This window comes from Pseudonocardia sp. Ae331_Ps2 (genome assembly GCF_001932405.1).
Classification (GTDB): domain Bacteria; phylum Actinomycetota; class Actinomycetes; order Mycobacteriales; family Pseudonocardiaceae; genus Pseudonocardia.
In genome coordinates, this window is sequence record NZ_MCIM01000001.1 from 3,205,310 (window position 1) to 3,224,048 (window position 18,739).

At 73.6% G+C, this 18,739-nt stretch carries 18 protein-coding genes and 2 tRNA genes; 12 read left to right on the forward strand and 8 right to left on the reverse strand.

The annotated features are described in order from the left end of the window. The first annotated feature begins 42 nt into the window (after positions 1-42). A complete protein-coding gene (locus Ae331Ps2_RS15430) occupies positions 43-1,437 on the forward strand; it encodes a pitrilysin family protein (protein ID WP_075308088.1) in 1,395 nt (464 codons plus the stop codon). Beyond that, entirely contained in the window at positions 1,434-2,459 is a 1,026-nt protein-coding gene (gene nudC / locus Ae331Ps2_RS15435; RefSeq protein WP_075308086.1) for an NAD(+) diphosphatase, read from the forward strand. Before Ae331Ps2_RS15430 ends, nudC begins: the two co-directional genes overlap by 4 nt. An 86-nt stretch (positions 2,460-2,545) precedes the next feature. Here nudC and Ae331Ps2_RS15440 read toward each other — a convergent pair whose 3' ends face one another. After that, positions 2,546-2,770 carry a mycoredoxin gene (locus Ae331Ps2_RS15440; protein ID WP_304442433.1) on the reverse strand — a complete coding sequence of 75 codons (225 nt, stop codon included), beginning with the start codon at positions 2,768-2,770 and terminating at the stop codon, positions 2,546-2,548. Positions 2,771-2,947: 177 nt separating this feature from the next. Here Ae331Ps2_RS15440 and Ae331Ps2_RS15445 point away from each other — a divergent pair, with 177 nt between their 5' ends. The 4 genes from Ae331Ps2_RS15445 to Ae331Ps2_RS15460 all read left to right on the forward strand — a co-directional run bounded on the left by Ae331Ps2_RS15445 (position 2,948) and on the right by Ae331Ps2_RS15460 (position 6,348). Next, positions 2,948-5,044, forward strand: a complete 2,097-nt coding sequence (locus Ae331Ps2_RS15445) for an ATP-dependent DNA helicase UvrD2 (RefSeq protein ID WP_075312306.1) — start codon at positions 2,948-2,950, stop codon at positions 5,042-5,044. A gap of 152 nt (positions 5,045-5,196) precedes the next feature. Next, complete coding sequence (locus Ae331Ps2_RS15450; RefSeq protein ID WP_020621759.1) at positions 5,197-5,490, forward strand: hypothetical protein; 294 nt, start codon at positions 5,197-5,199, stop codon at positions 5,488-5,490. Between the two features lie 193 nt (positions 5,491-5,683). Continuing rightward, a complete protein-coding gene (locus Ae331Ps2_RS15455) occupies positions 5,684-6,034 on the forward strand; it encodes a WhiB family transcriptional regulator (protein ID WP_020621760.1) in 351 nt (116 codons plus the stop codon). A 65-nt stretch (positions 6,035-6,099) separates the two neighbouring features. Next, positions 6,100-6,348 (forward strand): hypothetical protein, encoded by a 249-nt coding sequence (locus tag Ae331Ps2_RS15460; protein ID WP_020621761.1) that lies wholly within the window; start codon positions 6,100-6,102, stop codon positions 6,346-6,348. A 137-nt stretch (positions 6,349-6,485) separates the two neighbouring features. Here the strand turns inward: Ae331Ps2_RS15460 and Ae331Ps2_RS15465 are convergent, their stop codons facing one another. From Ae331Ps2_RS15465 to Ae331Ps2_RS15475, 3 genes are all read right to left on the reverse strand, one after another. Next, positions 6,486-6,902, reverse strand: coding sequence for a VOC family protein (locus tag Ae331Ps2_RS15465; protein WP_075308084.1), 417 nt, complete (start codon positions 6,900-6,902; stop codon positions 6,486-6,488). A gap of 315 nt (positions 6,903-7,217) precedes the next feature. Further along, the gene (locus tag Ae331Ps2_RS15470) at positions 7,218-8,549 is read right to left on the reverse strand and encodes an AarF/ABC1/UbiB kinase family protein (RefSeq protein WP_020621763.1); all 1,332 of its coding nucleotides are present in this window, start codon (positions 8,547-8,549) and stop codon (positions 7,218-7,220) included. Next, positions 8,546-9,496 carry a hypothetical protein gene (locus tag Ae331Ps2_RS15475; RefSeq protein WP_075308082.1) on the reverse strand — a complete coding sequence of 317 codons (951 nt, stop codon included), beginning with the start codon at positions 9,494-9,496 and terminating at the stop codon, positions 8,546-8,548. The genes Ae331Ps2_RS15470 and Ae331Ps2_RS15475 overlap by 4 nt, the downstream gene beginning before the upstream one ends. Before the next feature lie 91 nt (positions 9,497-9,587). On the opposite strand from Ae331Ps2_RS15475, the gene Ae331Ps2_RS15480 reads away from it, so the two are divergent. Beyond that, positions 9,588-10,229: a M48 family metallopeptidase gene (locus Ae331Ps2_RS15480; RefSeq protein WP_083695603.1), complete on the forward strand. Its 642-nt coding sequence runs from the start codon at positions 9,588-9,590 to the stop codon at positions 10,227-10,229. A 7-nt stretch (positions 10,230-10,236) separates the two neighbouring features. Here Ae331Ps2_RS15480 and Ae331Ps2_RS15485 read toward each other — a convergent pair whose 3' ends face one another. Both Ae331Ps2_RS15485 and Ae331Ps2_RS15490 read right to left on the reverse strand, forming a co-directional pair. Further along, a complete protein-coding gene (locus Ae331Ps2_RS15485) occupies positions 10,237-11,883 on the reverse strand; it encodes a zinc-dependent metalloprotease (protein ID WP_075308080.1) in 1,647 nt (548 codons plus the stop codon). Positions 11,884-11,979: 96 nt separating this feature from the next. Further along, a complete protein-coding gene (locus Ae331Ps2_RS15490; protein ID WP_083695605.1) occupies positions 11,980-12,984 on the reverse strand; it encodes a PDZ domain-containing protein in 1,005 nt (334 codons plus the stop codon). A gap of 268 nt (positions 12,985-13,252) precedes the next feature. Between Ae331Ps2_RS15490 and Ae331Ps2_RS15495 the strand changes: the two genes are divergently transcribed. From Ae331Ps2_RS15495 to Ae331Ps2_RS15505, 3 genes are all read left to right on the forward strand, one after another. Then, positions 13,253-16,174, forward strand: coding sequence for a UPF0182 family protein (locus Ae331Ps2_RS15495; protein ID WP_075308076.1), 2,922 nt, complete (start codon positions 13,253-13,255; stop codon positions 16,172-16,174). 104 nt (positions 16,175-16,278) lie between these two features. After that, positions 16,279-16,355, forward strand: a tRNA-Met gene (locus Ae331Ps2_RS15500). 161 nt (positions 16,356-16,516) lie between these two features. Then, positions 16,517-16,593, forward strand: a tRNA-Met gene (locus tag Ae331Ps2_RS15505). Between the two features lie 43 nt (positions 16,594-16,636). Here Ae331Ps2_RS15505 and Ae331Ps2_RS15510 read toward each other — a convergent pair. Beyond that, the gene (locus Ae331Ps2_RS15510) at positions 16,637-17,215 is read right to left on the reverse strand and encodes a dihydrofolate reductase family protein (RefSeq protein WP_075308074.1); all 579 of its coding nucleotides are present in this window, start codon (positions 17,213-17,215) and stop codon (positions 16,637-16,639) included. Positions 17,216-17,303: 88 nt separating this feature from the next. On the opposite strand from Ae331Ps2_RS15510, the gene Ae331Ps2_RS15515 reads away from it, so the two are divergent. Then, on the forward strand, positions 17,304-17,906 hold the full coding sequence (locus Ae331Ps2_RS15515) for a TetR/AcrR family transcriptional regulator (protein ID WP_075308072.1): 603 nt from the start codon (positions 17,304-17,306) through the stop codon (positions 17,904-17,906). On the opposite strand, the gene Ae331Ps2_RS15520 is transcribed toward Ae331Ps2_RS15515, so the two are convergent. Further along, positions 17,873-18,475, reverse strand: a complete 603-nt coding sequence (locus tag Ae331Ps2_RS15520; protein WP_020621771.1) for a class I SAM-dependent methyltransferase — start codon at positions 18,473-18,475, stop codon at positions 17,873-17,875. The two genes, Ae331Ps2_RS15515 and Ae331Ps2_RS15520, sit on opposite strands and share 34 nt — an antisense overlap. A 33-nt stretch (positions 18,476-18,508) precedes the next feature. On the opposite strand from Ae331Ps2_RS15520, the gene Ae331Ps2_RS15525 reads away from it, so the two are divergent. Further along, positions 18,509-18,736 carry an RNA-binding S4 domain-containing protein gene (locus Ae331Ps2_RS15525; RefSeq protein ID WP_075308070.1) on the forward strand — a complete coding sequence of 76 codons (228 nt, stop codon included), beginning with the start codon at positions 18,509-18,511 and terminating at the stop codon, positions 18,734-18,736. Positions 18,737-18,739 lie beyond the last annotated feature (3 nt).

The following is an 18,739-nucleotide window of genomic DNA, read 5'->3' on the forward strand; positions in this document are numbered from 1 at the left end:
GACCCGTCCCGGCACCGTGAACCACACCGAAGGGGGCCCTGCGTGAGCGCCGCCCGCACCCACCGCAGCGCGGAGGAGATCGGCCGCACCGAGCGCGGCCCCCGCCCGCTGCCCGCGCTCGGCCGGACCAAGGAGGTGCCGCTGCCGGACGTGCTCACCGAGACCCTCCCGAACGGGCTGACCGTCCTGGCCGCCCACCGTCCGGGGGTCCCGCTGGTCGAGACCGTCCTGCGGATCCCGGCCGCCTCTCCGGAGCCGGTCGCCGACGCCGCCCGCACCGCGGGCACCGAGGTGCTCGCCGAGACCATCCTGACCGGCACCGCGGGCCGCGACCGGATCGGCATCGACGACGCACTGGCCTCGGTCGGCGGGGAGCTCGGTGTCGCCGTCGACCCGGAGTACCTGCAGGCGGGCGGCTCCGCGCTGGCCTCCGGGCTGCCGACGGTCCTCGACGTCCTCGCCGACGTCCTCACCGCCGCCACCCACTCCGACGCCGAGGTCGCCCGTGAGCGGTCCCGGCTGGCCGAGCGGATCGCGGTCGCCCGCGCGCAGCCGCGCACCGTCGCGCGCGAGGCGCTGATGCGCCGCCGCTTCGGCGACCACCCGATCGTCTCGGAGATGCCGACCGCCGAGGCCGTCGCCGCGGTGACCCCGGAACAGGTGCGGGAGCTGCACGCCGACGTCGTCGTCCCGGACGGCGCGAGCCTGGTCCTCGTCGGCGACATCGACCCCGAGGCCGCGATCGCGGAGGTCGCGCGCCGGCTGGGCGGGTGGACCGGCGACCACCCCGCGCGCCGGCTGTCCGCCCCGCCGGCGCCGCAGGCGGGTGACCTGGAGCTGGTCCACCGGCCCGGCTCCGTGCAGTCCCAGCTGCGGCTCACCGCGCCCGGCCTGGACCGCACCGACGAGCGCTACACCGCCTTCCAGCTCGCGAACCTCGTGTTCGGCGGCTACTTCTCCTCGCGCTGGATGGAGAACATCCGGGAGGACAAGGGCTACACCTACGGCGCGCACTCCGGCCAGGAGTTCGTGCCCGGCGGCGCGGTGCTCGGCCTCGACGCCGACGTCGCCTCCGACGTCACCGCCGCCGCCCTGCTCGAGACCCGCTACGAGCTCGGCCGCATGGTGGCGGTCCCGCCGGCCGAGCAGGAGGTCACCTCGGCCCGTCGCTACGCGATCGGCTCGCTGCTGATCTCGTTGGACAGCCAGTCCGCGCTGGCCGGCACCCTGTCCGCGCTGCACGCCGCGGGGCTCGACGTCGACTGGCTCCGGGACCGGCCGCGCCGGCTGGAGGAGGTGACCGTCGACGAGGTCGCCGAGGCCGCCACCGCGCTGTTCGCACCGACCCGGTTCACCGGGGTGATCGTCGGGGACGCCGACGTGATCGGGCCACCGCTCGCCGCGCTCGGCGGCGTGGTCCGCGGAGGCGGGCGATGAGCCGCGGGGACTTCTCCCTGACCGAGGAGCCGGTGCTGTCGCGCAACGCGCTGTCCCGCGACGAGAACCGGCGCCTCGACCCCGGCTACGTGCGCGACACCTGGGCGACGGCACGCGTCGTCGTCGTCGACGAGTCGGGCCGCACCCCGGTCGACTGGGAGGTCGAGCCGGGCCGCGAGTTCCGCGAGGTCGACGCCGCCGCCTGGGACGACGCGGCGGGCCGCGGCGGGCACGTCCGGACCCGCGCGGGCACCGACGTCGCCGTGGAGCCGCCGGCCGAGGCCGTGCTGCTCGGCGAACGCGACGGCGTCCCGTACTGGGCGGTGCGTGTCGGGACCGAACGCACCGCCGACAGCGACATCTTCACCGGCGAGGGGGAGTGGGCCGACCTGCGCGCCGCCGGCGCGTTCCTCGACCCGCTCGGATCGGGCCTGCTCACCGGTGCGGTCGCCACGCTGAACTGGCACGACCGCGCCCGGTTCTGCGCGATCGACGGCACCCGCACCCGCCCGCACAACGCGGGCTGGGCCCGGGTCTGCGACAACGGCCACGAGGAGTACCCGCGCACCGACCCGGCGATCATCTGCCTGGTGCACGACGGCGCGGACCGCGTCCTGCTCGCCCGTCAGCCGGTGTGGCCGGCCGGGCGCTACTCGGTGCTCGCCGGGTTCGTGGAGTCCGGCGAGTCGCTGGAGGCGTGCGTGCACCGCGAGATCTCCGAGGAGGTCGGCATCGCGGTGTCCGACGTGCGCTACCTCGGCAGCCAGGCGTGGCCGTTCCCGCGGTCGCTGATGGTCGGCTTCCACGCGATCGGGGACCCGGACGTCCCGCTGACCCCGCAGGACGACGAGATCGCCGACGCCCTGTGGATCACCCGGGACACGCTGCGGGCGGCGCTGGCCCGCGGCGACTGGGGCTCCCGGGACGAGCCCGACCCCGGCGACGGCCCGGTCGTCATGCTGCCGGGCAAGGTCTCGATCGCGCGCACCATGCTCGAGTCCTGGGCGGCCGCCGGGGGCTGACCCGCCGCAGACGAAGCGACGGCCCGCCCCCGGTGAGGTACCGGTGGCGGGCCGTCGCGCTCCGTGGTGGGAGATCAGGGGAGGTGTCAGACCCCGAGTCGGGTCTTCACCTCGGAGAAGCTGGGGTTCGTCGCGACCGACTCGTCCGGGAACACGACGGTCGGCACCGTGCGGTTGCCGCCGTTGGCCTTCTCGACGAACGACGCGGCGTCCGGCTCGCGCTCGATGTCGATCTCACGGTAGCCGATGCCGGCCTGGTCGAGCTGCAGCTTGAGTCGACGGCAGAAGCCGCACCAGCTGGTCGTGTACATCGTCAGGTCCGCCATGTCGGGTACAACCGGTCCGCTCCGCGGATTCTTCCCCGTCGGCTGTGACCTGCCCGGCACCCGGACGGGCGGGACGGGCGACCCGTGACCGTCGGGGGTGGGTGTCAGGATGGGTGGGTGCCGTCCCGATCCGCCGCCCGCCCCGCCCGTGCGACCCGCGCCGTGCCGGACCCGGCGGCCCCGGTCGGCGCGGACGGCCTGGACCCCGAGCAGCGGGCCGCGGTGTACGCACCGCGTGGCCCGGTGTGCGTCCTCGCGGGGGCGGGCACCGGCAAGACCCGCACGATCACCCGGCGGATCGCGCACCTGGTGACCTCGGGCCACGTCGCCGCCGGCCAGGTACTGGCCGTCACCTTCACCGCCCGGGCCGCGGGGGAGCTGCGCACCCGGCTGCGTGCCCTGGACGCGTCCGGGGTGCAGGCCCGGACGTTCCACGCCGCCGCGCTGCGTCAGCTGCGCTACTTCTGGCCGCAGATGGTCGGTGGCAGCCCGTGGCCACTGCTCGACGGCAAGCTGCGGCTCGTCGGCCAGGCCGCCGCCCGCGCCCGGGCCGGCACCGACTCCGACGCGCTGCGCGACCTCGCCTCCGAGATCGAGTGGGCGAAGTCCACGCTGGTCGCCCCGTCGGACTACGCGGCCGAGGCCGCCCGCCGCCGTCGCGACACGCCCGGCCCGGCCGAGCAGGTGGCCGCCGTCTACGCCGCGTACGAGGAGCTGAAGAACGCGAGCGAGCAGCTCGACTTCGACGACCTGCTCCTGCACACGGCGATCGCGCTGGAGGAGCACGGCGGCGTCGCCGAGGAGTTCCGGTCGCGCTACCGGTGCTTCGTCGTCGACGAGTACCAGGACGTGACCCCGCTGCAGCAGCGCCTGCTCGACGCCTGGCTCGGCGACCGCGACGACCTGACCGTCGTCGGCGACGCCAACCAGACGATCTACACCTTCGCCGGTGCCTCACCCCGCTACCTGCTGGAGTTCCCGCGCCGCTTCCCCGACGCCGCCGTCGTGCGCCTGCAGCGCGACTACCGCTCCACCCCGCAGATCGTCGGCTGCGCGAACCAGCTGATCGGCGCGGCCCGCAACCGGCCCGCCGGGTCCCGGCTGCAGCTCGTCGGGCAGCTCCCGCCGGGGCCCGACCCGGACTTCTCCGAGCACGAGGACGAGGCAGGGGAGGCCGCCGCCGTCGCGGGCCGGATCCTGACCCTGATCAACGATGGCACCGAGCCGTCGGAGATCGCGGTGCTCTTCCGGATCAACGCCCAGTCCGAGGCGTTCGAGCAGGCCCTGTCCGACGCCGGGGTGCCCTACCAGATCCGCGGCGGCGAGCGGTTCTTCAACCGGCCCGAGATCCGCCGGGCGATGCTCGCGTTACGCACCGCGGCGCCGGACCAGCGGCCGGGCACCGACCTCGTCGACGTCACCCGCGCGGTGCTGACCGCGCGCGCCGGGCTGACCGACGAGCCGCCGAAGGGTGCCACCCTGCGCGCGCAGTGGGAGTCGCTGCTGGCGCTGGTCGGCGTCGCCGAGGAGCTCGCCGCGGTCGAGCCGCAGGCCGACCTGCACCGGCTGTGCGTGGAGCTGGAGACCCGCGCCGACCACGCGCAGGCGCCGGTCGTCAACGGCGTCACGCTGGCGTCGCTGCACGCGGCGAAGGGCCTGGAGTGGGACGCGGTGTTCCTCGTCGGGCTCGCCGACGGCACCCTCCCCATCGGCCACGCGGGTGACGACGAGGCCGCCGTCGAGGAGGAACGCCGGCTGTTCTACGTCGGAGTCACCCGCGCCCGGCGGGTGCTGTCGATGTCGTGGTCGCTGTCCCGGGCCTCCGGTCGCGGACCGAAGCGACGCCGCTCGCGGTTCCTCTACGGACTGATCCCGGACTCGCATCCCGCGTCCCGGGTGGCCGGCGAGCGCCGCCCCGGGGGCGCCCGGCCCAAGTGCCGCGTCTGCGGGACGCCGCTGTTCGGCACCACCGCCACCAAGCTCCTCCGCTGCGACGACTGCCCGTCCGATGTGGACCTGGAGCTGCTGGACCGCCTGAAGCAGTGGCGGGCGGCGGAGGCGAAGGCGCAGGACGTGCCCGGTTTCGTCGTGCTCACCGACGCCACGCTCACCGCGATCGCAGAGCAGCGGCCGGCCGGCCCGTCGGCCCTGGTCGGCATCCCGGGGATCGGCGCCGCCAAGCTGGACCGCTACGGCGACGAGGTGCTCCGGGTGCTCGCCGAGCACGAGGCGGAGGGGGCGAGACCCCCTCTTCGGTAGGGATCTGCGTGAACTTCCGGCGAGACTTCGAATAATCGGTTGCCGTGCCGTGTGCAGCACTTCTAGTGTCGTCGGCACCAGGTGGAGCGCCACGCTCCCGACACAGACGCGTCGCGCGGGAGACCGCGGGCGGAACCGGAGGAGGTGACGAGATGGGCACGATCAACACGACCGACCTGATCGGCACCGCCCTGTCCGTTCCGGCCCCGGTGTGCGTCCCGGAGCAGACCGTCGTCGCGCACGACGTCGCTCACGCGGGCATCGCGGTCACCGCGGAGTCCGGCGTCCGTCGTCGTCAGCAGGGGGTGGCGCTGCTCGCGCCGTCGACGCCCCGTTCCACGGGTGAGGTGTACCCGCAGGGCGGCATGTCGGTCGCGGTCGCCGGCCCGATCTTCGATGACAAGTGCACAGCTGCGTTCGTTCCCGGGCGCCGAGGGGGTACCTGACCTCCTCAGCACCCAGCGAGTCCCATCGGGGCCGCGGAACCCACGCACACGGGTTCCGCGGCCCCGATTTTTTTGTCCCAGGTTCCGTCCCGAGAGATGACACACCCTGACCAGACCGGTCCTGACCTGTAGCAGAGAAGTTCGATCGAGGAGGTCGATCGTGTACGTGCGATCCGTTCCGTGTGACGGCGGAATGATCACCGAGCAGTCCGGCGCCGGCGTTGGACCCGACCAGGTGCGGCTCCGGTCGGTGCCGAGCGGGCCGTCCGGCCGCGGCTCGGCCCTGCCCTGCCGCAACGGCGACGCCGACCTGTGGTTCGCCGAGGCCCCGGCCGAGCTGGAGGAGGCCAAGTCCCGCTGCGGCGGCTGCCCGCTCCGGCAGGCCTGCCTGGACGGCGCGCTGGAGCGTGCCGAGCCGTGGGGCGTGTGGGGAGGCGAGATCTTCGACCACGGTCGGGTGATCCCGCGCAAGCGCCCGAGGGGGCGTCCCCGCAAGGCCGACCTGGAGCGCGACCGGGCACTGGCCCTGGCCGCGAGCCGCTGACCACAGCACCACCGGCGCGACCCGCACCGCGGCACCGCCGAACCACCAGACCCGAGGAGACCGACATGAACGACCTGAAGCCGGCACCGGCCGTGCGACCGACGTCCCACACCGACCGTTCGTCCCACCTCGTGAACCAGGAGAACGTGATGACGCTCATCCAGGAAGCGTTGGCGAGATCCCATCAGCAGGAAGCGCAACGGGTGGCGGCCGAGCACCGGCTCGCGCGCCGGATCACCGCGGGCCGCGGCTGGTCCTGGATCGCGGCCTGGGCCGCCTCCCGAGCCGAGCGGGCGCGGCTGCGCGCCGGCTGATCTGCGGCCGACCCCTCGGTGCCCCGTCCGGACTTGCGTCCGGGCGGGGCACCGTCGTGTCCGGGACCTGCCGTGCCGCGGGTGGGAGGGTGCCTGCTCGTCGCTGTGCTCTGCTCACCGATACGCAGCACCGCAGCTCAGGGGGCCTGCGAGCCGGAGAAGGCGTCGGCGAACTCCGGCGACGGGGCGATCTCGGTGATCACGTCGACCAGCACCCCGTCCGGCCCGGCGACGATGAAGTGCCGCTGTCCGAAGGCCTCGTCCCGCACCGGGAGCAGGGCCTCCAGACCGCCGCGGACGACGAGGCGGTCCCATTCGGCGTCGACGTCGTCGACCTCCATGTTCACCAGCATCCCGCCGGCCGACCGGCCGCGGTACGCCGCCGGGATCGTCGGATGGTCCCGGTCGAGCAGGGCGAGCTCGAAGCGCCCGCGCCGGAGGCTGACGTACCAGTCGGCGTCGAAGACGCTCTCGAATCCCATCGGCCCGGTCCAGAACGCGCGGGCGGCCGGGAGGTCGGCCGTCGCGAGGACCGGGTAGCAGCTGTGGAGCACGGCGCACCCTCTTTGCGTACCGTCGGTATGTGAGCGAGTTCAGCATACCATCGGTATGTCAATCGGGTGATGGCGCGGCCGTCCGGTCCGAGCGAACTGGCTGCCGAGTCGTCGGGGTGGCACCTGGTCGACGCGCCGGGAGAACCCGTCGAGCGCGCAGTGGTGGCGGCCCGGCCGGGCCGTGCTCGACCGGGCGTCCCCGCCTCCGCGACGAACCCGGAGACGGCGCTCACCTGCAGTGCTGCGTATCGGTGAGCAGAGCAAAGCGACGACAGCACACCCCTGCCCGGAGGACCGGTGGAGCGAGGGGAGGGGTCAGCCCGTCGGGGCGTCCGGCTCGAACATCTCCGGCTGCCACTCGGCGACGATCTCTCGCAGCCGCACGTGGGAGTCGAGCTGGCACAGGATGCCGACGGTCCCCATCGTCACCCGGTGCACCAGCAGGAACCGCGGGGGCAGGTTCAGCGACCGGCCGATGGCCGCCTCCGGGCTGCGGAGGTCACCGACCCGCTCGGCCTGCTGCTGGATCCACCGGCGGCTGAAGTGGAACTCCTCGGTCCCCAGCGGCTCGGTGAAGGGTGCGAGGTAGCCGAGGATCTGCTCGGACTCGATCCGGGCGCCGTCGCGGACGAACCCGGCCGAGCGCATCAGGGCCATCAGGTCGCCGCTGCGCCTCTCGAGCGCGTACTTGGTCATCGTGACCAGCTCGGGCGGCATGCCGTCGGGCATCCGGGCGACGGCACCGAAGTCGAGGACGAGCAGGCGGCCGTCGTCGAGGATCCCGAAGTTGCCGGGGTGCGGGTCGGCGTGCAGCAGGTGCGCGCGGTCCGGCGCGGAGTAGTGGAAACGGGCCAGCTGGTTGCCCGCGTGGTCGCGCTCCTCGCGGGTGCCGTCACGGATGATCGAGGCCAGCGGACGGCCCTGCACCCACTCGGTGATGACGGCCTTGGGTGCGGACCCGACGACGCGGGGGATCTTCACGTCCGGGTCGTCCTCGTAGAACGCGGCGAACTCGCGCTGGTAGGCGGCCTCGTCGCGGTAGTCGAGCTCCTCCTCCATGCGGTCCTTGAGCTCCGCGACCAGCGGCTTGATCTCCATCCCGGGGACCAGCGGCTGCAGGATGCGGCTCATCCGCCCGAGCTGGCGCAGGTCGGAGCGCAGCGCCTCCTCGGCGCCGGGGTACTGCACCTTGACGGCGACGTCGCGACCGTCGCGCTTCCAGACCGCGCGGTGCACCTGGCCGATGCTGGCCGAGGCGGCAGGGGTCTCGTCGAAGTCGGCGAACCGGGACCGCCACGACCGCCCGAACTGCTGGGTGAGCATGTAGTCGACGTCGGCCATGGGCATCGGCGGCGCCGCGGCCTGCAGCTTGGTGAGTGCCTCGCGGTAGGGCTCGGCGTACTCGTCGGGCACGGCCGCCTCGAACACGCTCAGCGCCTGCCCGAACTTCATCGCTCCGCCCTTGAGCTCGCCGAGCACCTCGAACAGCTGCTCGGCGCTCTTGGCCGCGAGCTGGGCGGCGATCTCGTCGCGGTCACCACCGGTGAGACGGCGCCCGAATCCTGCCGCGGCACGTCCGGCGACGCCGAGCGGGAGGCCGGCGAGCTTGGCGGTGCGCGAGACGGTCCGTCGGGGAATGTCGCTCACACCATGATTGTCCACCCGGCCGGGGTGGTCCCGCACGGCGCGGTGGGCCCCGACGCACCGTCCGGTACCGGCCCGGCCGCTGCGCCGCAGGGGCAGCCGGGGCGTCGGAACCCCGGTCGGGTGACGACCGTCGCCGCCTCCGCGCCGACCTCCAGTACCGCTCCCCACGACGCGGGCGGCGCCCCGCCGCGCACCGGCCCGTCGACGGCGGCGAGCACCTGACCGACCGCCACCGCCGCCGTCGCGACCAGCACGTGCGGTGCCGCCGACGACGGCACCCCGGCCGTGCCGGGCGCCCCGGCGCAGTCGGGACACGGCCCGCGGCCGGGCAGGACGAGCGGCCCGACCGCGCCGCAGCCGTCGCGCAGGGCCACGAACAGATGCTCCATCGGCGACTCCGGCGGCAGCGGCCCGTCGCCGACGAGCACCACCAGGTCCGCGGGGACCCGCCGGGGCGGATCGGTGCCGACGCCCGCGTCGCGCAGGAAGGCGCGTAGCTCGACCTCGCGGTCCCGGCCCGGCCCCACCGGCAGCCCGGCCAGGACGTCGTCGGCGCCCGTCACGCCGTGCACCTGCGGGTACAGCTGTCCGATCCCGGCCCGGGCCAGCCCGGCGACGACCGCCACGGCGAGTGCGTCCGCGCCGCGGACCTCGACGAGCGTGCCCTCCCGGCGCCGCCGGACCCGGTCCTCGACATCGGGGTCGGCGAGCAGCCCCGCCCGCCACAGGACGGCGAGCAGCACCGCGACCTCGTCGTCGCCCCGGGTGAGCGCGCCGGTCGCACACGGCCCGTCGACGAGCCGGTCCAGCGCGGCGACGGCGGCGGGGGACAGCTCCTCCAGCAGCCGGGCCCGCGGTGGGCCGGACCCGATCCGGCGGGACCGCGGCCCGGTGGGGAGGACGGCGAGGTGGGCGGCGAGCGCGAGCCGTGGGGGCAGTCCGGTCACCCTGGCCACGGTGCCCGGTCCGCGTGGCGACGGGGCCGGAACGCGTCCGCACCGTTCGCACCCGCGAACCGCGGCGGCCTACCCTGGAGCCATGGCGAGTCCCCCGGTAGAGGTCCGACGCAGCGCCCGCCGGAAGCGCATGGTGAGTGCCCGGCGGGAGGGGGAGCGGCTCGTCGTGTTCATCCCGGGCTGGATGTCCCCCGAGCAGGAACGCGACTGGGTCGCGGAGATGGTGAAGCGGGTCGAGGCGAGCGAGGCACGTCGCCGCTCACCGGGCCGCGACAACGACGAGGCCCTGATGCGCCGCGGCCAGGAGCTGTCGAAGCGCTGGCTGGAGGGGCGGGCGCGGCCGTCGTCGATCCGGTGGGTGCCGGTGATGCGCACGCGCTGGGCATCCTGCACCCCCGACGACGCCACCATCCGGATCAGCGAACGCCTGCGGGACGCACCGGGCTGGGTCGTCGACTACGTGCTGGTGCACGAGCTGGCCCACCTGCTGTCCGCCGCGCACGACGACGTCTTCTGGTCCTGGGTGCGCCGCTACCCGCGCACCGAGCGGGCCATCGGCTACCTGGAGGGCCTCAACGCCGCCGCCGAACTCGGCATCAGCGGTGTCGACGGCGACCCGGCCACCGCCGACGAGACCGACGGGTCCGCCGACACGGACGGAGAGGTCGGCGGGTTCGGCGGGACCGGCCCCGGGGTGGAGCCGGTCCGCGCGACCGGGACCTGAGCCGGGCTCAGGAGCCCGACCGGCCCGACCCGTCCTCGCCGTCGGTGCCGTCGGTGTCCTCCGAGGAGGGCTTCTCCGACGACCCGGACGAGTCCGAGGTGCCCGAGGACGAGGTGTCCGACGAGGTGCCGGACGACTCGGCCTTCTCCGCGTCCTTCTCCGCGTCCTTCTCCGCGTCGGCCGCCATCTGGCGCTCGAGCTCGGCGATCGGGTCGTCCGGGACGGCCCCGCCGGCCGTGCCGCCGCGCACGAAGGCGGCCGGGTCGTCCAGGTCGTCGGCCGACGGGATCAGGTCGGGGTGGGCCCAGACGGCGTCGCGACCCTCGACGCCGCGCTCGGCGCCCAGGAGCTTCCACAGGTCCGCCGCGGCCCGCAGCTTCCGCGGCCGCAGCTCCAGCCCGACGATCGTCGCGAACGCCTGCTCCGCGGGTCCGCCCGAGGCGCGACGGCGACGCATCGTCTCGCGCATCGCTTCGGCCCCGGGCAGGCGCTCGGACAGGGCCTCGGCGACGACGGTGTCCACCCAGCCCTCGATCAGGGCGAGCAGGGTCTCGAGCCGGGCCAGCGCCGCCTTCTGCGCCGGGGTGTCCTCCGGCTCGAACATGCCGGACTGCATGGCCTCCTGGATCGACTCCGGGTTCGACGGGTCGATCCCGCGGGCGAGCTCCTCGATACGTGAGGTGTCCACGGTGATGCCGCGGGCGTACTCCTCGACGGCGCCGAGCAGCCGCTCGCGCAGCCAGTGCACGTGGGTGAACAGCCGCTGGTGGGCGGCCTCGCGCGCGGCGAGGAAGAGCGTGACCTCGCCGGCCGGGCGGTCCAGGCCCTCGGTGAACCGGGCGACGGCCTCGGGCAGCAGGGCCGACGTGCGCTCCGGGCCGACCGGGATGCCGAGGTCGGTGGAGGTCAGCACCTCCTTGCCGAGCTGGGCCAGGCCCTGGCCCAGCTGGCTGCCGAACGCCATCCCGCCCATCTTGCCGAGCATCCCCAGCATCGGGCCGGCCGCGCCGCGGACCTCCTCGGGCAGTCCCTCGACCCAGGCCGAGGACAGCCGCGTCGCCACCGGGTCGCAGAGCCGCTTCCAGGTCGGCATCCCGGCCCGCACCCAGTCCGAGGGCGTCCAGGCCTTCACCTCGCCGCCGGAGGAGGGGAACGACGTCGCCGGGTCGAGCCACAGCTCCGCGAGCTTCACGGCCTCGGCGACCCCGCTGCGCTGGGCGTCGGTGAGCGACGCCGTCGACTGCGCGAGCTGCTGGGTGGCGATCTGGGCGGCGAGGTCGTAGTCGACGGGCCCACCGTCGCCGGAGCCGCTGCTGGAGAGCATCTGGCCGAGCTGGGACAGCATCTGGCCGAGCTGGCTCATGTCGAACTGGCCGCCGCCGGGAATGCCCGGCATGCCGGGGAGCCCGCCCATGCCGAACGCCGCGAACGGGTTCTGGCCCGCGCCGCTGGACGGCCCCGAGGGGTCGTCGGACTGCGGGTGCGACCCGAAGCCGAACGGGTCCTTCGGGCCCTCGGGCTCACCCTTCCCACCCGTGCCCGACGCACCCCCGTCCTTGCCGGAGGCGTCGCCGGAACCCGAGTCGGGCTGGTCGCCGGGCTCGCGGTCGGGGTCACGGTCGGCGGGGCCGAAGCCGAAGGGGACGTCGCTCATGGCGTCCACCGTACGCGGGGCCGGGGGGTGGTCGCCGCCCCACGGCCGGTGGATCGGGCCTGGTGGGGCCGTGTTCGCTGCGGGCGGACCGGGGAACTAGGAGCATCCGGCGGGCGTACCGCCGGTGTCGAGGGTGGTCAGCGCGCCGACCGCCTCGTCGAGGGTCCCGACCCGCACCAGCTGCAGCCCGTCGGGTGCGTCCTCGGCGGCCTCGGCGCAGTTCGCGGCCGGCACCAGGAACGTCTGCGCGCCGACCTCGCGGGCCTTCAGCATCTTGAACCGGATGCCGCTGATCGGGCCGACCCGGCCCTCCGCGTCGATGGTGCCGGTGCCGGCGACGAACCGGCCGCCGGTCAGCGGGCCCGGGGTCAGCTTGTCGACCAGCGCCAGACTGAACATGAGGCCGGCCGAGGGGCCGCCGACGTCGCCCAGGGAGATGGTCAGCTTCTGCCCCTCGGCGGGCGAGGTGGCCGGGGTGATGCCCAGGAAGGCCCGCGCCGGGTCGTCCGGGTGGGCGGCCGGGGTGACGGTGACCCGGCTCGGCGCGGCGTCCCCGCGCCGGATCGTGAGCGTGACCGGCTCCCCGGGGCGCGCGGCGCCCATCGCGTCGAGCAGCCCCTGGACCGAGGTCACCGGGGTCGCGCCGACGGCGCGGATCTCGTCGCCCGGCTCCAGCACCCCCGCCGACGGCGAGCCGGGGGTCAGCGCGCCGACCGTGACCCGGGTCGGCAGGTGGAGGTGGTTCAGCGCCGCGGCCTCGGCGTTCGCGATCGAGCCGTCGAACTCCTGCTGGTTGGCCTGCGTGACCTGCTCGGTGGACTCGCCGGGCGGGTACAGCGACCAGCGCGGCGCGAGCCGGTAGGTGCCCGAGGCCCACATGCCCAGGGCCCGCAGCGTCGAGATCCCGTCGGTGACGCCGACGGTGGTCATGTTCAGGTGCCCGGTCGTCGGGTAGGTCGGCAGCCCCTCCGCCGACACCACGGGCGTGCCGTCCACCTCGCCGAGGGTGTCGAACGTGGGCCCGGGCCCGAGGGCGACGACCGGCGCGGGGACCACCGTCCCGACCGCGGTGAGGGCCAGCAGCACGAGGACCGCGGTCACCCACGTCGAAGATCGAACGCCCACGGGACGGAACCCTACGATCGTGCGACGGCGGGGGTGCGCCCGACCCCGGTCCGTCCTGCGACGATGCGGGTCGGGGTGCCGGTGCCGAGCTGCCCGATGTGTCGTTTTCGTCCCGACACGCCGGGACCCGACGGCGACTTCACCGAACCTCCGTACAGTTGCCCTCGGAGAACCGTGCCGTCACCCCAGCCGGCCGCGCTCTCCACGTGTCGTACCCGAACTGTGGAGTGTGCCCGTGTCGTCCATGCGGCCCCCTGTGGGAGCGCCGTCGCTGACCCGCCGAACCCGGATCCTGCTGGTCGCCGCGGGCGTCCTCGTAGTGCTTCTGCTCGGTGGCTCGCGGCTGTTGAACTTCTACGTCGACTACCTGTGGTTCGGCGAGGTCGGTTTCCGGAGCGTCCAGCTCACCCGGCTGTTCACCCAGATCGTGCTCTTCGGGGTCGTGGCCCTGGTGGTGGGTGGTCTGGTCGCGCTGACGCTGTGGCTGGCCTACCGGTACCGCCCGGTCTTCGTGCCGGTGTCCGGCCCCGAGGACCCGGTCGCGCGCTACCGGACCACGATCATCCAGCGCCTGCGCCTGTTCGCCGTCGGCGTGCCGGTCGTGATCGGGCTGATCGCCGGTCTCGCGGCGCCGGCGCAGTGGGAGACCGTGCAGATGTTCCTGCACGGCACCCCGTTCGGCCGGGCCGATCCCGAGTTCGGCAACGACATCGGGTTCTACGCCTTCACCCTGCCGTTCCTGCGGATGAGCCTGAACTGGTTGTTCGTCGCCGTCGCGATCTGCTTCGTGCTCGCGCTGGTGACCCACTACATCTTCGGCGGCATCCGGCTGTCGGGCCGCTCCGGCTTCGTCTCCACCGCCGCGCGGGCCCAGCTCGCCGTGCTCGCCGGGGTGTTCGTGCTGCTCAAGGCCGTCGCCTACTGGTTCGACCGCTACGACCTGCTGTGGTCCAACCGGAACGCGCAGACGTTCTACGGCGCCACCTACACCGACCTCAACGCGGTCCTGCCCGCCAAGCTGATCCTGCTGGTCATCGCGGTGATCTGTGCGCTGGCGTTCTTCGTCGCGGCGTTCCGCCAGAACCTGCAGATCCCGGCCGTCGCCGTGGTCATGCTCGTCGTGTCCTCGATCCTGGTCGGAACGGCGTTCCCGCTGGTGCTGCAGCAGTTCGTCGTCGCACCCAACGCGAACGTCAACGAGGCCCCGTCGATCGAACGCAACATCGCGGCGACCCGGGACGCCTTCGGCATCGGGCCGGACAAGGTCGACATCACGCCCTACGCGGGCACGTCGGAGGCCACACCGGCCCAGGTCCGGGCCGACACCGACACCATCCCCAACATCCGGCTGCTCGACCCGGGCAAGCTCAACCGCACGTTCACCCAGCTCCAGCAGCGACGGAACTTCTACGGGTTCTCGCCCAACCTGGACATCGACCGCTACACCGTCGGCGGCCAGACCCGCGACTACATCGTCGCGGCGCGCGAGATGAACGCCAACGGCCTGGTCAACAATCAGCAGGACTGGATCAACCGGCACCTGGTCTACACCCACGGCAACGGGATCGTGGCCGCGCCGGCGAACCAGGTGAACGAGGCGCTGGAGGACGCGGGCGGCTCCGGCGGCCTGCCGAACTTCCAGGTCTCCGACACCCAGCAGCAGGGCTTCGTGCCCGTCCAGCAGCCCCGCATCTACTACGGCGAGCTGCTCGACAACCAGTACTCGATCGTCGGCGCCGAGCCGGGCACCCCGCCGCGGGAGTACGACTCCGACGAGGCGCAGTACACCTACACCGGGGCCGGCGGCGTCCCGATCGGCGGGCTGTTCAACCGCACGGTGTTCGCGCTGGCCTACGGCGAGCGGAACATCCTGTTCAACAACTCGATCAACGCCGACTCGAAGATCATGTACGTCCGGAACCCGCGGGACCGCGTGCAGGCGGTGGCCCCGTGGCTGACGCTGGACAACGACCCGTATCCGGCCGTCGTCGACGGGCGGGTGCAGTGGATCATCGACGGCTACACCACGCTGCAGAACTTCCCCTACGCCGAGCGCGTGCAGCTGGGTGACGCCACGTCGGACTCGCGGCTCGGGCCGAACGGCCAGCAGCTGCCGAACGACACGATCAGCTACCTGCGCAACTCGGTGAAGGCCACCGTCGACGCCTACGACGGCACCGTGAAGCTCTACGCCTTCGACGAGACCGACCCGGTCCTGCAGACCTGGGAGAAGGCGTTCCCGGGCACGGTCGAGCCGCGCTCGGCGATCACCCCGGACCTGCAGGCCCACCTGCGCTACCCGGAGGACCAGTTCAAGGTCCAGCGTGAGCTGCTGACCCGCTACCACGTCGACGACCCGAACGAGTTCTTCTCCACCGTGTCGTTCTGGGACGTCCCGTCCGACCCGACCGTGCAGGGCGGCAACGGCGGCAGCCAGGACGCGCAGCCCCCGTACTACATCTACGCGGGGCTGCCGGGGCAGGAGGGCGCGTCGTTCCAGCTGACCAGTGCGCTGGTCAGCCTGCGGCGGCAGTTCCTCGCCTCCTACGTCTCGGCCAGCTCGGACCCCGACACCTACGGGAAGCTGACCGTGCTGCAGCTGCCGAACGAGACCCAGACGCTCGGCCCGCAGCAGGTCCAGGCCCGGTTCCTCGGCTCGCCCGAGGTGTCGTCGGAGCTGAACCTGCTACGGCAGAACCAGACCACGATCGACTACGGCAACCTGCTGACGCTGCCGGTGGCCGGTGGTCTGCTCTACGTCGAGCCGGTCTACATCGAGCGTGCGGGCGGGCAGGACAACTCGACCTACCCGCAGCTGGCCCGCGTCCTGGTGTTCTACGGCGACCGGCTCGGCTACGACGCGAGCCTGTCCCGGGCTCTCGACGAGGTGTTCGGCGCCGGCGCCGGTGCCGCCGCCGGCGGAGCCGCCCCGACGACCGGGCAGCCCGGCCGGCCGACGACGCCCACGACCCCGACCACGCCGAACGGTCAGGGCGCCCAGACCCCGGCGGCACCCAATGCGGCGCAGGCGACCGCGGTACAGCAGATCCGCACGGCGTTGAACGACCTCAAGGCGGCCCAGCGGTCCGGTGACTTCGCCAAGCAGGGCGAGGCGCTGGCGGCGCTGGACCGTGCGGTCGCGGCGTTCCAGAGCGCCGGCGGCTGATCGCGGCTGGTCCTCGTCGGGCCGGACCCCCCTGCGGGTGGGGTCCGGCCCGGCGTGTAGGGTTGTGCCTACAACACAGACGGAATGCACGCGGTTCCGTTCGGCGCGGGGTGGAGCAGCTCGGTAGCTCGCTGGGCTCATAACCCAGAGGTCGCAGGTTCGAATCCTGCCCCCGCTACCACTCACGAAGGCCCCCGAGGACACCTCGGGGGCCTTCGTCGTTGCGAGGTCCCCGGACACCGGAACCGACCCCCCCGAGGGGCCGGTGAACGTCCGGTGTACGGTGGGGACACACCACAGAGGTGAGACAACACAGACGGGACCGCACGCGGTCCCGGACGGCGCGGGGTGGAGCAGCTCGGTAGCTCGCTGGGCTCATAACCCAGAGGTCGCAGGTTCGAATCCTGCCCCCGCTACCACTCACGAAGGCCCCCGGGGGACACCCCGGGGGCCTTCGTCCTGTCAGGGGGTCCGCGCGTACTCGGCGACGACCACGCCCGAGCGGTACGGCGTCGACCGCACCAGCTCCCAGGACCGCGGGTGGTACCCGCCGGCGTCGTCGAACAGGGACTTGCCCGCCCCGAGGACGACCGGGTTCATCTTGAGCACCAGCCGGTCGATCTCGCCCGCCAGCGCGGTCGCGAGCCGCCCGCCCCCGCAGAGCCAGATGTCGGCGCCGTCGCGGCGTCTCAGCTCGCGGACGAGCTCCACCGGGTCGCGCCCGGTCAGGGTGATCCCGGCGGGCACCGCGTCGGCGGGGCGGCTGCGGGACAGGACGTACTGCTCCAGGTGCGGATACGGGTCGACGGTGACCGACAGGCCTGCGGCATAGGTGTTCCACCCCATCAGCACGGTGTCGAAGCGGGTGTTGTCCGCGGTCAGCCCGAGCATCTCCAGCCCGACGGCCGGGATCGTGTCGGTCCAGTCGCGCAGGATCATGTCGATGTGGTCGCCGGTCTGCGGGAAGGCGTCGAAGGTGTCGTCGGGGGCCGCGATGCGGCCGTCGAGCGACACCGCGACGTAGTAGACGAGCTCACGCACGGGCAGACCTCCGGGGTCGATCAACCACGACTGCTGTCGTGGTTGATCGAAAGTACAACAGGCGTCGTGGTTCGTCTACGGTGCCCGTATGGCACGCAACGACGACCGCAGGCAGCGGCTGGCCGACGCCGGGCTGGCCGTGCTGGCCCGCGAGGGCGCCCGGGGGCTGACCCACCGCGCGCTGGACCGGGAGGCCGGTGTCCCGACCGGCACGGCGTCGAACTACTTCCGGACCCGCGCCGAGCTCGTCCGTGCGCTGGCCGACCGGATCGGGCAGCGGCTGGCGCCGGACCCGGAGACCGTCGCCGGGCTGCGGGCGGGGGAGGCGGGGCCTGCGATGTTCGCCGACCACATCCGCGACGTCGTGCGTCGGCTCGGCGCCGAACCCGAGGTGACGCTGGCGCTGTTCGAGCTGCGCCTGGAGGCCGCCCGGCGGCCGGAGGTCGCCGAGGTCATGGGGGAGTGGCTGCGCGCGGCGTTCGCCGGCGACGTCGCCTACAACCGGGCCGCGGGGCTGCCCGGCGGGCCCGCGGAGATCGCGCTGTTCCACTACGCGGTCGACGGCCTGCTCCTGGACCGGCTGACCCTGTCCATCGACCCGGACACCCCGACCGACGCCGTCGTCGACGCGCTCGTCGACGGTCTGCTCCCGCCCGCTCAGGGCGCCGGTGCGACCTCCAGCACCCGATAGCCGCGCTCGGAGGCGAGCCGGGTCGTCGGGAAGCCCTGCTCGTCGCTCAGCCACCGTTGCAGCGAGTCCGAGCCCAGGTTCTTCGCCACCACCAGGTAGGCCCGTCCGTCGGGGAGGAGCCGCGGGAGCCAGCGCAGCAGCAGCTCGTGCAGCGCGGCCTTGCCCGAGCGGATCGGGGGGTTGGAGTAGATCCCGGCGAAGGTCACGTCGTCGGGAACCTCCTCGGGCCGGCAGGCGGTCACGTTGCCCAGCCCGGCCGCCTCGGCGTTCTCCCGGGTGAGGCCCAGCGCGCGCTCGTTGAGGTCCACCGCCCACACGGGCAGCCGACGGCGCCGGCTGGCCAGCGTGAGCGCGATGGGGCCGTAGCCGCAGCCGACGTCGAGCAGCGGCCCGCGGACCGGCGGCATCGGCGCGGTGTCGAGCAGCACCTTCGTCCCGCGGTCGAGGCGGCTGTGCGAGAACACCCCGGTGTCGGTCACCAGCGACAGATCCACGTCGGAGGTGTGCAGGCGCACCGACCCGCGGTGGCTCGCGACGGACGGCGTGGCGCTGAAGTAGTGGTCACCCACGCCGGGTGATGCTACGGCGGGGACACTGGGTGCATGTCGACACCACAGCCGATCCCCGAGGACGTCCCCATCCGTGAGGAGCCGATCCGGATCGGCCAGTTCCTCAAGCTCGCCGGACTGGCCGAGGACGGCGCGGACGCCCGCGAGATCCTCGAGGCGCGCGAGGTCACCGTCAACGGGGCGCCGGAGCACCGTCGTGGCGCCCAGCTCCGCCGTGGCGACGTCGTCTCGGTGGCCGGGCGGAGCCTCCGCCCGGCCTGAGGC